Raw genomic sequence first — 13,711 nt, forward strand, 5'->3', positions numbered from 1 at the left:
CCGACCCTTGAAGACAAGACCCGACAAAACTTCAGAGTCCCGAACAGCCGCACCTTTACCCATCCACCACGCAGCAGATCGCAAGGTTTAAGATTTGTTCGGCCAGAACCGAACGACGACGGCGGGCTTTATAAGATTCTCCCTCGAATTCGGGTTTAGTTCCGGGTGCAGGAACGCCCGGGCGCACCTTGAGGGATACTTATGAAACGATGGATCTACATGCTGGCAGCACTCTTCCTGCTCGCGGCTCTGCCTGCCGCCGCCAGCGCCGCACCACTCACGCACAACTATGACTGTTCGGACACGACGCCGACGGCCTACGACGCACGGGTGGATCAGGCAGCGATGTACTACTCCAGCTCGTCATCCACGAATGCACACGCATCGACGGCTTACAGTCAGTTCAGGTCGGATGCTGTATTCTTCTTCAACGGTCACGGCCTCTACTACGACGACTCGCATAAAGGCGGTGGGATAAAGTTCTCCTCGGAATCCTGGATACTTGCCGACACCGACGGTCATTACCCGGGAACCGACCGGTACTACATAACTGATTACGGAACCGACATCAGGGATGTCCTGCTCGCGGTCTACCTCGCCTGCCATTCGTCCCATTACAACCCTTACAACGGAGATCTTCTCCAGCAGACCATGAACAAAGGCGCAGACATCTGCCTGGGGTTCGACGGCGAGGTCGAGGTCGAAAACGGAAAGTGCTGGTCCGGGAGTTTCTGGGACCGGTTGCGAAACGGGGAGACCGTTGCAAGCGCCGCAAGCAATGCAAAGGACGACTGCTACTTGCACTGGCCGTTCGGTTACCACGGAGTGGACACCTATGAGATCTCCGGCAGTTACAACAGTTGTCTCACTCCCGCTCGCTACGGAGTCTATTAATGAGGTGATTCAATCATGAAACGGATACACATTGTTGCAATGCTATGCCTCGTCGTCGCGGTCTCGGTCGTGTCGGCGGCCGGCGCCAGCGCTCCGATCGGGGTGGATACTGCGAAAGAAAGAGCACAGGACTTTCTCAACGCACCCGACGTAACCGTCCAGTACCAGAAGACCGAACGCCTGAATCTGGGAGAGTACTATGTCTTTGGTACCGGAGACGGACAGATTTACGTCAACGCCCGGACCGGGGTGATCGAACGTGCCACGTTCGACTCCGCACGGAAGGATTGCCGCGATGTCCGGCTGGATCGGGCCGCAGCCGAAGCAACGGCAAGGGCCTACGCCGAAGAGAAGTACAGCGGCTTTGCGAAGAAGAGTATGCAGCTTACCAGATCGAACCTGGTCTCTCACGGCGATGCGGGCAGCGAGTATTCGTACATCTGGAGAGAAGAGAGCAGTGGCGTCCTCACGCCGAACACGGTCGTCGTGAACCTTAACCCGAGCACTGGCGAGATCGTCTCGTACATCGGGATCCAGCGGGAGATCGAATGCCCGCTTGAGCCGAAACTTTCCCGGGACGAGGCGCTGAAGATCGCAGCCGGGCAGTTCCCGGGAATCCGGGTGACCAGTGCAACGGCCGACCTCTCCGTTGAGTACACCCGACCGGACGCACAAACGCTGACCTGGGTGATTACGATGAGAGGCGAGCCAGAGGACCACGTTCTCCAGGGAGGGCTTGTCGTCATCGACGCACAGACCGGAGAAGTGCTGATGGTGAGTCCATACCTCTAAATCACCCCTTTTCCTAATGTGATACAATGCACTCGAAGACGTGGGTATGGCTCGGTATCGGTGTCGTTCTCATCCTTGCTGCGGCAAACCTCGCCATACTTGCGGCCTTTCCCCCGGGGCACCAGCACGTGCAGGAACCGCTCAAACGGGTGGAATGGATACTGCCGTTCGGGCCGGGGTTCGAATACCGCGGCCCCTACGAGAGCCCGCTGATCGTCTACGACGGGACGAACGAGACCTGGCACCTGCAAAACGCCACAGCCTGGAACAGGACCATCTCCCTCGATGACCGCTACAGCCTTGACCCGGCGCATCCGGAGGACATCCGCTACACCCCCGATATCGCAATCGAGGGCGACAAAATCAGCCTCGACTTCTTCGTCCGGAACCTCGCTGGTGAAGACTGCGCCCGGGCCGATCTCACCGTGACGACGGGGATTGAGCGCCTGAACGCCACCACGGGATCGCCGGAGGGGGATGTCCTCCGCAACGCCATGACTATGCTGCCTGTCAACGATCTCGCTGCCGGGGAGTGGCGCGAAGTGCGGGTGACGGCGGACCTCCCGCGGCCCGGCCCGGAGGAACTCCTCTACCTGACGATCGATCTTGCCGCCCCGTATACCCTCACGACCCCGAACGGCACGTCGGTCACTTTCGATCCCCGGGAGATGAGCAGCGTCGTCTCCGGCCCCTCTCACACCGGAGGGGGCACGAACGACCCCAGATATAATCGGGCTCACCTGCCCCGGGCGTCGGCGACGTTCGTCGTAGCGGGGAGAGATGTACCGGAACTGATTCCACCGCCGACTATCCGGGCGGAGTGAGTTTTGCGGAGCTGTTTAGGAACGTTTTTAATCCTCCTGCAGGAGAGTATCTGATTGTTTCAGGCCAGACCATGGAAGACGTCACGCTCGACCGGGACGATATCGTCGCTCTCTCCTCCGACGCCCGGGTCGCAATCCTCAAATCGCTCGATACCCGGCCCATGACGATGAGCGAGCTCGCCGACGGGCTCGGTCTTGCCAGGTCGACCGTTCATGAGCACCTCAGTGTTCTCGCCGACGCGGATCTCGTGACTCACGAGAATGCCCGGAAATGGCGGGACTACGCCCTGACGAAGAGGGGGCGACGGATCCTTCATCCCGGGAGGGACCACCGGATCGTCTTCCTCCTCGGCACGTCCCTCGCTGTCATGACGGCCGGGGTGCTCTGCGTGACATCGTATCTCCACGGTTTCGCCGTCCAGGGGGGAAGCGTCGTCAGGGACCCCCTCCTCCTCTACGCGGGCGAGGCGCTCCTCGGTGTGACGATCACGCTCTGGTACATAGCTCTGCGATGCCGGCGAGGAATCTCCCCCATACCGGAGTAGTTTCTCTCCCGTCCGCACACGAGCCCGTTAAACCACCCTCCGAATCATCTCCGCCTTCTCCACCCCGAGCAGAACCGTAAAGGGGTACCGGCGCCCACCTTGATGAACCGGACGGAGCGGTGCCCTTATGAACGGTGCGGTCATGGATTTCCTGGTAGTCGCGGACCAGATCTTCATCCTGGTCCTCCTGATTGCCGCAGGCTACGTCGCCGTCTCGACGAAGATCGTCGACCCCCGGGCCACCCGGGGGCTCTCGGGGCTCCTCGTCAACATCACCATCCCGGCGCTGATCGTTGCCTCGATGCAGGTGCCCTTCACCCCCGAGCGCCTCGTCGGCGCCGAGATCCTGATCCTCGCGACCGGAATGCTCTACGTCTTCTCGTTCGCCCTCGCCTGGGCGGTCTCGAAGGCCATGCGGGTCCCGGCCGCAGAGGAAGGCGTCCTCCAGTTCGCGATCGTCTTCGGGAACGTCGGGTTCATGGGGTTCCCGGTCGCCCTGACGCTTTTTGGAGAGGAGTCGCTCTTCTACGTCGCGATCTTCAACCTCGTCTTCAACGTCCTCGTCTTCTCGGTCGGGATCGCGATGCTGACCGAGGGGAGGGGGAAGGGGTTCGACCCAAAACTGCTCGTAAACCCCGGGATCGCGGCCTCCATCGTCGGGCTCGCTCTCTTCCTCGGCTCGGTCGAGATCCCGTCGCCCTTCATCGACTCGATCGAACTCCTCGGGGGGGTGACGACGCCGCTCGCCATGATCATCGTCGGGGCGATGCTCGCGACGTTCCCGGCCCGGGAGATGGTCGGGAACTGGCGGATCTGGGCGGCGAGCGCCGTCCTCCTCCTCGCCGTCCCGGCGGCCTACTGCTACCTCCTCGCCCCGATCTTTGCCGACCCCTACATCAACGGGATCATGATCACGATGGCCGCGATGCCCGCCGCAGCAAACACCGTCATCTTCGCGGAGCAGTACGGCGCCGATTCCCGGCTCGCGTCGCAGATCGTCTTCGTCTCGACGATCGGGTCGCTCGTCACCATCCCGCTGATCGCGACGTTGATGTTGTAGGGCAGGAGCGAGAGCGACCCGAACGCCGACTGCAGTTATGGGGCCGTCCCGGCTCCCTCGGTTGCCTCAATCAGGTAGTACCCGAGTCTCCTGAGCAGGTCATCCTGCTCTCCTTGCGAAAGCGTTGACTCCCCGGCGTAGATCTCTCTGACGTCTGTAACAAACCGGGTCTTCTCTTCCTCTGAGAGATTTGTGGCCGCATCCCTGATAAAAGCCCAATCCTCCTCGCTCGGTTCACATTTCTCCGGTTCGATATCCCTCCACGATGAGGGGATCGGGACGGCCTGCGGGAGTCTCGAATCCCCGGCCACCAGGATGACGGTCAGGTTCCCGGCCCTCCCGGGCTCTTTTGTCGTGGCGGGCTCCTCTACCGGGTCCTGCACGGCGCCCGTGCCCGGTGCGTGGAGGAGGAGCAGGGCCGCGAGCAGCGCTGCCGAAAGAGAGAGGAGGAGCCATATTAACGATCTTCTCTTCATCTGAGCATCCTCCGCAGACCGCGCTTGCCCTGTATCATAGGCCTTCTCTCCCCCGCACACGAACACGGCAACAGGTTTCCGTAACAGGTCGTCAAGAATCTCCCAACAGCGGCAAGAGCCGTCACCGTAATCCCGTAGAGACATACAGCCCTGATCCTCATGAGAAGTCGATACCTCCTGCGATAACCCGGTAGTCAGCCGGAACCGGGACGAACCCGGACTCAGTGCTCATAACGGCCGTATTCACCGTTGTCGTCCAGGTATTCTCTCTCATCAAGCGTTTCGTGCCCCCCACTCCCCGGTAGTCGAGGCTGAACGTGACCACCGCTACATCCTCCGGCGGTGGGACGAAGCCATCGAGGAACACGACGGTGGTGTAGGTCCCGCTCGATAACCGGCTGAACTCAGCGACGCTCATGTTATCGGGGGTCGCAAGCACGGGCACGAGCAGCCGCGGCTCCCTCTTCATCTCCCATGAGGTCAGGTTGGTAGGCCGCTGGTGCAGGGGCAAGCGTTGCAGCTCGTCTGCCGTCTGCAGCACCTCAAACGATACGGAGATATCGGGCGCGTATCCCCCCGTCGTCGTGAACGCGAGCATCTTTCCGTACGGCGTCTCCCGGACCTCTGCCTGCCACCCCGTGACCTGGCCGCCGACGAACGCCCCCTCAGAGATCACCGGTTCACCCGTTGCGTTCGCCGGGATCGGGACCATGACCGTGGCGGTGCCGTTCACGGCAGGATCGGGTAGATCGGTGATCTCGATCGCGTAGGAGTTGCCCGGCAGGATGGTCTCGGAGAACACAGGAGCAAAGAGGAACAGGAAGACAACCACGGCAAGAACGGCAGTGATCGCCTTGAGAACATAATCGACCTTCATACGGACCTCGCGACGTGCTGTCGGGCGTCTAACCCGGGTATGGACTGCACATGACCGGATATCGGTATCTACGGGTGAGAGGTCAACGTTCTGACATATACCTTTTCTGTGACGCCCGTCTACTCATCGAGCTTCAGGACGGGCTCCAGATGAGAGGTCGACCATCACGTCTCCTGCCCTACCACGCCGCCGTCCGGAGGGTCGCGAGAAGAAAGACCAGCCCCCCGAGGCCGGTGTTGACGAAAGGCAGGTACCAGTAGACCCGGTCGATTGAGAGGCCTTCACGGAGGAGGAGGGCGAGGGAGACGGCCGGGTAGACCAGGACGAGCAGGCTTGCCGGGTGAAGACCGGAGAGCCGGATGACGAGGGCGGCAAGCCCCGACCAGAAGGCCAGGCAGAGGAGGAGCGAGCGTCGCCTTCCGAGGACGACGGCCGTCGTCGTCATCCCCGCGGTCGCATCGAAGCCGATATCGGGGATCGCGGAGAAGAGATGCATCGCAGAGATATGGAGGTAGCCGGCGAGGACGAGAGCCGGCGGCGGGAGGACGCCGCCCGCGATGTAGTAGCCGAGGATTCCCGGAACCACATAGAGCATGTTCGAGGAGAAGTCGAGGACCGGGATCTCCTTGAACCGGAGCGGCGGAGCGCTGTAGAAGTAGGAGAGGAAGAGAAACGAGAGGAGGAGCGCCTGCCCGACAGCATCGAGCGCAGCGAGGAGCGCGAGGCTGACGGCGCCCGCAAGAGCGAGGAGGAGGAGGAGGAGGAGGAGGAGGCTCCGGCCGGGATCAGCCGGCTCCAGGAGGTTCCGGCGGCGGACGCGGCAAGGGTCACGGCGCCGAGGAGCATCGGGAGGTAGGCGAAGGCGACCGTCCAGGGGACATGATCGAAGACGCGGTAGCCGAGGTCGGCCGAATACGTGAATCGGCCATACGGGACGCCGGTCGCGACGGCATACGCCTCGACGGCGAGCGGGAGGATGCTCAGGAGGAGGAGGAGCGCGATGCCGCGGGCGGGGCCGAGCCAGCGGACGAGGGCGATATACGAGGGGAGGGCGAGGGCGACCATGAAGATCATGGGGACGGCGGGCGGGACCGCCGGGTCGTCGAACCGAACCACCAGGTAGGCGGCGAGGAAGAGGGCAAAGGCGGTGAGGAGGAGCGCCGCCCGGGTGATGCGCATGGGCGATGGGGATAAAGGTTGACCGGTATGACCGGATCTGCCGTGCCCCGATCGGCTCCGGCTACGCCCAGGTCCGTCCCGCGACGTCGCTCGCGACCAGGATCAGCGCCACCACCGCGACGATGATGAGCATCAGGATCCACTGGTAGGTGAGGGCTGTATACAGGCCGGCCGCGATGCCGACGGCCAGCAACGCGATGAGGTATTTGCGTTCCATGTATGTAATGACCTGGACGTTCGGGGATATACCTTTTCTGTCACGTTCGTCTACACGTCCGGGAGTTGTTACCGAAGATAAAGAGCCTTGATCTCCACAATGGATTAAGAGAGACGCACGCATCCAGGTTGATTGATCCCGGAACGGATCTCCCTGTGCGGAGAAGAACTCTACCCGGATAACTGCCGTCATCCTCCATGGCAAAGGCCGTACAGATGCCGGCCGATCATCAGCACCAGGCCGATGATGCAGAATACCATGAGCGCCAGGAGAACGAGACCGATAGCCTGACCGGAGAGCATGAGGAGAGGGTCGAGCGCCGGATGGAGCCCCCTGATAGGGTCGTAGAAGAGCAAGAGAAGGAGCAGCGCGATGAAGAGTCCCGTTAAGAGTGTGTCCATCGATATCTTTCGCCGCATGCTTCGCCCACCTCGCTACGGTAACAAAGATCTGAACGTCTGCTCATTTACGTCTTCTGTCCAACTTCTTTACACGTTCAACACGGGTGGTGACGCTACACCTCCCGAGTGAACACCCGCTCCACGCCAGTAGCGGTCCGGGAATGCGGCGCTTGCACCCCCAATCACCTGATGGATTTAACTTCCTTTGCGGTACTGATGCTCCGCATCTTCAGGCCGAAATAGACGAACGACAGGGTCAACGCCGTGGCATAAACTGCCCCGATCAAAGCTCGCGGATCCGGTACAATTGCGATCGGTATCAGAAAAACGATCACCAACAGGGGAAAAAAGGCCAGGACGATGACCGGCACCGACAGGGCCCCTAAGAGTTGATTGAATTTTTCTTCGTCCATAAAGGCTCCTCCAGAGGTGTGAACAGGTTTGCACCGGAATCCACGCTTGAGTGGTCAACGTTCTTCCATATACCTTTTCTGTGCCGCGCAGCTACACATCGGCTGACGGATGGCTTTGAGGCAAAAAAACAGTAGTCCGGGGTTCAGAAACGGTGCCGCGCCAAACAGTGGAAGAAGTTACAATACAGGCGTGTCGGGGGGCGCCTCACCCCCGAAGCCCCCGCACGAACCGCTCCCGGATCTCGGCCGGGGCGAGCGGGATATTCGGGACCGCGGCATTCCCCGGCTTCAGGACGACGTGAATGAAGTTCGGTCCCCGCCCCCGGTTCTCCCAGGCTTCGCCAAGCTCCCGCTCATCCTGCACCTTGCAGGTCTGCCGGATCCCGGCGGCACGGGCGAGGAGTTCCATGTCCACGAGCCCGGAGGCCGGGGTGGGCTGGTTCCCCGTGCTCCCGAAGGCCCCGTTGTCCAGGCAGACGATCGTGAGGTTCTCCGGGGCCTCTGCCGCCACCACCGGGAGGGCGGCGGTCCCGAGAAGGCTCCCGTCGCCGTCGAGGACGACGATGTCTCTATCCGTCGCGATGGCAAGCCCGAGCCCGATCGGCGTCGCCTGGGTGTAACTCCCGAGCATGTAGAAGTTCAGGTCCCGGTCGCGAGCTGCGTAGAGCTCTTTTGAGGGGACCCCGATGTTCGCGACGACCGCCTCGCCGTCGAGGGCGGTAACAATCGCCCTTATCGCGTCGTTCCGGGTCATCACCGGCTCCCGAAAGGTTCGCCGGTACTCGATCACCGACTCGCGGGCCCGGGTCGGGAAGACCTGCTCCGGCAGGCAGGCCTCCTCCGTCCCCTCCCAGAACGAAGGGAGGATCAGTCCCACGTGCGGCCGCATGGAGGCGTAGGCGTCCCGGACGACCTCATCGATCAACTCCTCATCCCCGGGTTCTCGGATGACGGTATACGGGATCCCGAGCGCCGCGAGGACCTCCGGGACCGCCCGGTTGAACGGTACCTGGGCCGGGATCGCCTCCCGGTAGACCCCCCGCCAGCTCGCGAGGATCGGGAGGGGGAGGCCGAAGGTGACGGTGAGGGACATGATGGCATTCAAAGAGTTCCCGAGCCCCGAACTCTGCATGTGGAGCACCGGCCGCCCCCCGGCCATCGCGAGCCCGGCGCAGATCCCGACGCCGTCCTCCTCCCGGGTGAGGTTCACGGAACGGAACCGCTCCGGGATGAGGGCGCAGAACTCCTGCGTCCGGTCGCAGGGAAGACTCGCGACGGTATCGACCCCGAGAGCGGAGAGGCGGTCGAGGACGGATCCTTCACGCACGGACCGCCACCCCCTGCTCGGCGAGCCAGTCTCTGACGGCGTCCCGCACATCCCCCGCGAAGGCCTCGCCGGCCCGGACCCGGAGGGAGGGCTCGACCGGGTAGCGGTCGAGGTCTTCTGCCGCACGCTGATACCCCCCGCCGGTCACGTTCAGGAGGATGTGGTCATCCGGACCGACGAGCCCCTCCCCCACCGCCCGGACGAGCGAGGCGACCGCGACCGCGGCGGCCGGGTCGAGGTCGATCTCCTCCGTCTCCGTAAATAGCCTCCCGGCACTCCGGGCGTCGTCGTTAGCGACCGCATACATCCGGCCGCCGGAGGCCGCGAGGGCGTCGTAGACCCCGCCCCGGATCCCCCAGGGAGGGTGGCGGTTCGTCAGGACGTCGGCGGAGACCCGGGCGATAGAGACCTCGGTATCGGGCATATCCACTTCAGGAACGATCTCCCGCCGTCCCGCCTCCCAGGCCCGGACCATCGGGACGAAGGGGAGGTTCTGGGAGAGGTGGAGAGCCGGGAGGCGGGTGCCGAACCGGCCGTCGGCGATGAGCCGCTCCGCCGCTTCCCACGCGGCGATCCCCCCGGTCCCGCTCCCTACCGCCTGGAAGTAGCAGTCGGGGAGCCGCCCGGCAGAGAGTGCCCCGTCGAGCACCACCGTTCCCATCCCGTCCCGCCGGGCGACGTTCTTCGCCCCGCCCCCCGGAACGATCCCGGGCAGCGTGCAGACCTCCCGCCCGAACGCGATGGAGTCGGAGTAGTCCCCGTCCACCGTGATGAGGCAGACGTTCGGGGCCTCGACGGTTGTCCAGAGCCGACCGGCGGCGGCCGCCGGGACCACCACCACGACCGGTGCCCCGGTCAGGCCCGAGACCTGGCAGAAGGCCCGGCCGGTGTTCCCCGCCGACGAGACCTGGAGGACGCCGGCACCCTTCTCCCGGAGGCGGAGAACCGTCGGCTGCGCCTCGAGCTCCTTGAAGGAGCAGGTCTCCATCCGCCCGCCCCGCTCGGGCCAGTAGCCCGAGAAGGTGACGGTGAGGTGGGAGAGTCCGAGTTCCCGGGCGAGGCCGGCACTCTCGTAGGAGACCGGGCCGGCGTCAAGCCGGAGGTGGCCCTCGATGGGGAGCCACCCCGTGTAGCGAAAGACCCCCGGGAGGTTCCGGAGGGTGAGGCGGCGATTGGCGTAGACCGTCCGGAGGAGGGCGTCGCACCCCGAGGGGCAGTCGAGGGTGTAGCGGTCGGGGAACGACCGGCCGCACCCCGGGCAGTGGATGAGGTACTTCTCCCTCACCGCCCCCCGCCTCCGGTGAAGGTGAAACGGAAATCGAGGACCATCTCTTTTAAGTCCCGACAGAGGTCTTCGGCAAGCGTCCGGCCGGACTGGCGCAGCGTGATCGGCACCTTCCTTCCCCGGACCCGGAGCGACCCCTCGCCGGCCTCAAGCGCGTCGTTCGGGCAGGCGGCAAGGCAGGCGGTGCAGGCGAGGCAGCGGTCGCGGTCGATCCCGGTCTCGCGGGCAAACGCGCCCGTCGGGCAGATTGCGGCCGCGGCACAGGCCGAACATTCCTCGCACCACTCGGAATGGTAGGTCACCTCCCTATCGGGCCGCTGCCAGAGATCGGCGTAGGTCGCCGTATCAAGGACGTTGCGGGTGTTGATATCGGCGACCGGAAGGGGGATCTCCTCGTCGAGGACGCGGAGGGCCGCGATCTGCCGGTCGTCGAGGACCGGGATCGCGACGCCGAGGCTCGTGATGCACTCGGGGCCTGCAGAGGTCCTGAATCCGCCCATGTAGCGGGGCTGCATCCCGGCCATATCGGCGATGACCGTGAGGTTCGGCCGCGAAGGAGTGCTCCGGGTCCCCTCCCCGGTCACCAGCCCGGCCGAACCGTTCAGGAGAACCGGCGTCCCATCCCGGATCGCGAGTCGTGCGGGGTCGTTCTGGAGGGGATTGATCTCGCCGCACCCGCTGACCGAGACCTCCCGGCAGGGTCCCTCGAGCCCCGTGACGGAGAAGATCGTCGTCACCCGGGTCGGCCGGGTGTTGAGGTAGGCGGTGTAGTTTTTGTAGGCGCTCCGGGTGGTGAAGATCCGGGCGTAGGCGAGGTCGTCGATGGTCACCCGCGCCTCGATCGAGCGGTCGGCGGCCTCCACCAGCACCTCGATCTCCCGGCCCTCGACGATATCGCGGAAGAGGTGGCCGCCCCCGTAGCCCGCCCCGGCGTGGGCGGTTCCGGAGACGATCAGGTCGACGAGCCCGAGGCGCTCGTTCGGGCAGGGGCCGGGCATGCAGGGGACACCGTTCAGCCAGGCCCGATCCGCCCGCTCGAACTCTCCCGGCGCCGCCACCGGGACCGAGAGGATCGCCGCGGTCCCCGACATCACCCCGCAGGTTCCCGTGGTGACCACGTCGACGTCGGCGGCCGTGACCTCCACACCCTCGCGGACGAGGCGCTTGAACTCCGCGGCCGTGTAGACGACCACCGAACCGTTCCGGATCTTCTCGTCGATCTCTGTTATCGTCTTCATAACCTGATATCCTCCACCCGCACATGGAGACCCGGGGACTGTGCGAGAATCATATTCACGACACCCGTGTGCGTAAGGTTCATCATGCAGTAGCCGGGCAGAAACCGCTGCCGCATCCCGAAGACGGGTTCGCGCCGCACCGTCCGGGCAATCCCCTCGAAACCGACGATGTGGTACGCCTCAACGTCCTTAAATTCTCCGCCCCGCGATACTTCCGGCCCGACGACCAGGCAGGTGAGGAGGCCGCTCACCGGGCTGGCGTGAAGGACCGAGAGGACGTGCTGGACCGGGCAGCCCGCACCGGCCGGCCTCCCGACGACGATATCCCCGGCCGCGATCCCCCACTTCTCCACCAGGTCCGGCCGGAAGGGGAGGATGATCTTCCGGGCCGAGACCTCGCCGGGGAGGGGATCGAGGACGAAGTCGTACTCGCCGCCGAGAATGTCCCGGCCGGAACGGAGGACCTCGCCATCGAACCGGGGGGCTGCATTCCCCGCGTGGTAGAAGACGCAGTCCCCGAGTTCCTTCTCCCCCCGACGGACCCGCTCGAGAAACGCTTCGCAGGTCGGGGCGCCGCAGGCCCCGCAGTCCCTCCCCGGCGGTTGCCATGCCACCGTGCTAGTCCCCCCGGAAGAGATAGTCGGCATCCTCGAGCCTCCGGACGACCCCGAAGTGATGCTGCCACCCGATCTCGGTCTTCCCGATGCAGACGGTGCAGACCCCGAGCGGCGGCGCACACCGGAGGACGATTGTATCGGGATCGGTTATCTGCGGATATTCTTCGATCGCCCTGAGGAGGTAGCGCATCCCGGTCCCCTGGACGGCGTTCGTCTCGACGATATCGAGGTCAGGGTTCACCTCCCGGATCCGCTCCCGGAAGACCTCTTTTTCGGCCTGGGAGACGAGGTCGATCCGGGTCACGACCGCGATATCGGCGAGCGCCAGCATCGCGGCCATCTTCAGGGGCGTGTTCGTGCCGGAGACCGCGGAGAGGACAACGATCCCGAGCCCCTGCGTCGTGTAGGGGGAACAGCGGAGGCAGAGCCCGGCGCTCTCGACCAGGAGGAGGTCGGCGCCCTCCCCTTCGGCCCAGGCGACGGCGTCCCGCATCACCATCACCCCGGCGTGGTCCGGGCAGAGATCACCGGAGCAGACCTTCCGCGCCGGGATCCCGAACTCGGCCGCGAGCTCCTCGTCCTCGAACGCCCGGACGACGTCAATTTTCAAGTAGGCGATCCGGTGCCGGTCCAGGAGAGAGCGGATGGTCTGCCGAACGACAGCGGTCTTCCCGGCGGACGGCGGACCGGCAACGACGGCGAGCCTCATGCCCCGACCGGTCCCGTGATCAGGTTTCCGGCCCGGATCTCCTCCCGCATCCGGCGGAGGATGCCGTCGAGGCGGAGAGCCTCCCGGAGAGCCTCGTTCTCGCGATCCAGCGGCTCGATCACCCGCTCGACCCCCCCGTCCCGCATGACGATCCGCCGGGCGGAGAGGAGGGAGACCAGGGGATCGTGCGTGACGAAGATGACCGCCTTCCCCCCGGCCCGGAGGACCTCGATCACCCGCTCCTTGAAGATTCCGGCGTTCTCCACCTCGTCGAGGAGGAGGACCGGTGCCGCAGCGATGAGGACCGCGTCCGCCACGAGAAGCGACCGGGTCTGCCCCCCGGAGAGCGCGGTCATCCGGGCACCGGCCCGGATCTCTTCACCCGTAAACTCGTTTGCGAGGGCGATCGTTCTCTCGACGATCCCGTCGTCGGCGATCTTGCGGGACCGGACGTGCATCGCAAGGAACTCTGCAACCGTAAGATCGGCGAGGCACCGGGTGTTCTGGGTGATCAGGGCGACGGGTTTATAGGCCGGGTCGCGGACGAACTCTTCGGGAGGGAATTCGCCGTTGACGAGGACCGTACGCCCCGTCGCGGTGTCGTTCCGGGCGAAGACCTCGATATCGTTGATGAGGGCGCTCTTTCCCGAACCGGTGGGGCCGACTATGGATATTGTGTCGCCCGGGCGGATGCTGATGGCCTCGAACCGCTCCGGCGCGCCACGCCGGTTCCGGCCGGGTAGGATCGTGATCTCCCGGGTGGGTGAGGTGTCCATGAAGGAGGATTGTCATACGGGAAGATAAGGGTTGTTCTCAACAGCAGAATTCTTAACCAAATCAGGAAAAACATTATCTTA

The 13,711-nt window shown here is 64.3% G+C and carries 17 protein-coding genes and 1 pseudogene; 5 read left to right on the forward strand and 13 right to left on the reverse strand.

Translation table 11 applies throughout. From position 1 onward, the window contains the following. Positions 1-201: 201 nt before the first annotated feature. The 5 genes from L21_RS02940 to L21_RS02960 all read left to right on the forward strand — a co-directional run bounded on the left by L21_RS02940 (position 202) and on the right by L21_RS02960 (position 4,115). Positions 202-894 (forward strand): hypothetical protein, encoded by a 693-nt coding sequence (locus L21_RS02940; protein ID WP_074369007.1) that lies wholly within the window; start codon positions 202-204, stop codon positions 892-894. 15 nt (positions 895-909) lie between these two features. Beyond that, positions 910-1,686, forward strand: coding sequence for a PepSY domain-containing protein (locus L21_RS02945; protein ID WP_083608738.1), 777 nt, complete (start codon positions 910-912; stop codon positions 1,684-1,686). 26 nt (positions 1,687-1,712) lie between these two features. Continuing rightward, positions 1,713-2,510 carry a hypothetical protein gene (locus L21_RS02950; RefSeq protein ID WP_074369009.1) on the forward strand — a complete coding sequence of 266 codons (798 nt, stop codon included), beginning with the start codon at positions 1,713-1,715 and terminating at the stop codon, positions 2,508-2,510. 71 nt (positions 2,511-2,581) lie between these two features. After that, positions 2,582-3,055: an ArsR/SmtB family transcription factor gene (locus L21_RS02955; protein ID WP_074369010.1), complete on the forward strand. Its 474-nt coding sequence runs from the start codon at positions 2,582-2,584 to the stop codon at positions 3,053-3,055. Between the two features lie 142 nt (positions 3,056-3,197). Further along, entirely contained in the window at positions 3,198-4,115 is a 918-nt protein-coding gene (locus L21_RS02960; RefSeq protein WP_074369093.1) for an AEC family transporter, read from the forward strand. Positions 4,116-4,150: 35 nt separating this feature from the next. Here the strand turns inward: L21_RS02960 and L21_RS02965 are convergent, their stop codons facing one another. The 13 genes and pseudogenes from L21_RS02965 to L21_RS03020 form a co-directional block, all read right to left on the reverse strand. Beyond that, entirely contained in the window at positions 4,151-4,735 is a 585-nt protein-coding gene (locus L21_RS02965) for a hypothetical protein (protein WP_143727199.1), read from the reverse strand. Between the two features lie 13 nt (positions 4,736-4,748). After that, positions 4,749-5,468: a hypothetical protein gene (locus tag L21_RS02970; protein WP_074369012.1), complete on the reverse strand. Its 720-nt coding sequence runs from the start codon at positions 5,466-5,468 to the stop codon at positions 4,749-4,751. 178 nt (positions 5,469-5,646) lie between these two features. After that, positions 5,647-6,390, reverse strand: coding sequence for a prenyltransferase (locus tag L21_RS02975; RefSeq protein WP_305954468.1), 744 nt, complete (start codon positions 6,388-6,390; stop codon positions 5,647-5,649). Further along, positions 6,327-6,647, reverse strand: a pseudogene (locus L21_RS14580) (carotenoid biosynthesis protein); the annotation flags it as partial. The pseudogene L21_RS14580 and the gene L21_RS02975, both read right to left, overlap by 64 nt. 61 nt (positions 6,648-6,708) lie before the next feature. Next, positions 6,709-6,864, reverse strand: coding sequence for a hypothetical protein (locus L21_RS14045; protein ID WP_178377674.1), 156 nt, complete (start codon positions 6,862-6,864; stop codon positions 6,709-6,711). Positions 6,865-7,052: 188 nt separating this feature from the next. After that, complete coding sequence (locus tag L21_RS02985) at positions 7,053-7,283, reverse strand: hypothetical protein (RefSeq protein ID WP_074369014.1); 231 nt, start codon at positions 7,281-7,283, stop codon at positions 7,053-7,055. 164 nt (positions 7,284-7,447) lie between these two features. Further along, the gene (locus L21_RS02990; protein ID WP_074369015.1) at positions 7,448-7,678 is read right to left on the reverse strand and encodes a hypothetical protein; all 231 of its coding nucleotides are present in this window, start codon (positions 7,676-7,678) and stop codon (positions 7,448-7,450) included. A 205-nt stretch (positions 7,679-7,883) separates the two neighbouring features. Next, positions 7,884-9,005: a sulfopyruvate decarboxylase subunit beta gene (gene comE / locus L21_RS02995; RefSeq protein WP_074369016.1), complete on the reverse strand. Its 1,122-nt coding sequence runs from the start codon at positions 9,003-9,005 to the stop codon at positions 7,884-7,886. Beyond that, positions 8,998-10,290 carry a cysteate synthase gene (locus L21_RS03000; RefSeq protein ID WP_074369017.1) on the reverse strand — a complete coding sequence of 431 codons (1,293 nt, stop codon included), beginning with the start codon at positions 10,288-10,290 and terminating at the stop codon, positions 8,998-9,000. The genes comE and L21_RS03000 overlap by 8 nt, the downstream gene beginning before the upstream one ends. After that, positions 10,287-11,528: a methanogenesis marker 16 metalloprotein gene (locus L21_RS03005; RefSeq protein WP_074369018.1), complete on the reverse strand. Its 1,242-nt coding sequence runs from the start codon at positions 11,526-11,528 to the stop codon at positions 10,287-10,289. The genes L21_RS03000 and L21_RS03005 overlap by 4 nt, the downstream gene beginning before the upstream one ends. Then, positions 11,525-12,142 (reverse strand): (Fe-S)-binding protein, encoded by a 618-nt coding sequence (locus L21_RS03010; RefSeq protein WP_083608742.1) that lies wholly within the window; start codon positions 12,140-12,142, stop codon positions 11,525-11,527. Before L21_RS03010 ends, L21_RS03005 begins: the two co-directional genes overlap by 4 nt. 4 nt (positions 12,143-12,146) lie before the next feature. Beyond that, a complete protein-coding gene (locus tag L21_RS03015; protein ID WP_074369020.1) occupies positions 12,147-12,854 on the reverse strand; it encodes a GTP-binding protein in 708 nt (235 codons plus the stop codon). After that, positions 12,851-13,630: an ATP-binding cassette domain-containing protein gene (locus L21_RS03020; protein ID WP_074369021.1), complete on the reverse strand. Its 780-nt coding sequence runs from the start codon at positions 13,628-13,630 to the stop codon at positions 12,851-12,853. Before L21_RS03020 ends, L21_RS03015 begins: the two co-directional genes overlap by 4 nt. Positions 13,631-13,711: the final 81 nt, after the last annotated feature.

The organism is Methanoculleus chikugoensis, assembly GCF_900095385.1.
GTDB classification, from domain to species: Archaea; Halobacteriota; Methanomicrobia; order Methanomicrobiales; family Methanoculleaceae; genus Methanoculleus; species Methanoculleus chikugoensis_A.

What these genes read in the sequence shown, in the direction of transcription:
- L21_RS02940 (WP_074369007.1), top strand. Translation starts at nt 202, where the DNA reads ATGAAACGATGGATCTACATGCTGGCAGCACTCTTCCTGCTCGCGGCT.
- L21_RS02945 (WP_083608738.1), top strand. Translation starts at nt 910, where the DNA reads ATGAAACGGATACACATTGTTGCAATGCTATGCCTCGTCGTCGCGGTC.
- L21_RS02950 (WP_074369009.1), top strand. Translation starts at nt 1,713, where the DNA reads ATGCACTCGAAGACGTGGGTATGGCTCGGTATCGGTGTCGTTCTCATC.
- L21_RS02955 (WP_074369010.1), top strand. Translation starts at nt 2,582, where the DNA reads ATGGAAGACGTCACGCTCGACCGGGACGATATCGTCGCTCTCTCCTCC.
- L21_RS02960 (WP_074369093.1), top strand. Translation starts at nt 3,198, where the DNA reads ATGGATTTCCTGGTAGTCGCGGACCAGATCTTCATCCTGGTCCTCCTG.
- L21_RS02965 (WP_143727199.1), bottom strand. Translation starts at nt 4,735, where the DNA reads ATGTCTCTACGGGATTACGGTGACGGCTCTTGCCGCTGTTGGGAGATT.
- L21_RS02970 (WP_074369012.1), bottom strand. Translation starts at nt 5,468, where the DNA reads ATGAAGGTCGATTATGTTCTCAAGGCGATCACTGCCGTTCTTGCCGTG.
- L21_RS14045 (WP_178377674.1), bottom strand. Translation starts at nt 6,864, where the DNA reads ATGGAACGCAAATACCTCATCGCGTTGCTGGCCGTCGGCATCGCGGCC.
- L21_RS02985 (WP_074369014.1), bottom strand. Translation starts at nt 7,283, where the DNA reads ATGCGGCGAAAGATATCGATGGACACACTCTTAACGGGACTCTTCATC.
- L21_RS02990 (WP_074369015.1), bottom strand. Translation starts at nt 7,678, where the DNA reads ATGGACGAAGAAAAATTCAATCAACTCTTAGGGGCCCTGTCGGTGCCG.
- L21_RS03005 (WP_074369018.1), bottom strand. Translation starts at nt 11,528, where the DNA reads ATGAAGACGATAACAGAGATCGACGAGAAGATCCGGAACGGTTCGGTG.
- L21_RS03015 (WP_074369020.1), bottom strand. Translation starts at nt 12,854, where the DNA reads ATGAGGCTCGCCGTCGTTGCCGGTCCGCCGTCCGCCGGGAAGACCGCT.
- L21_RS03020 (WP_074369021.1), bottom strand. Translation starts at nt 13,630, where the DNA reads ATGGACACCTCACCCACCCGGGAGATCACGATCCTACCCGGCCGGAAC.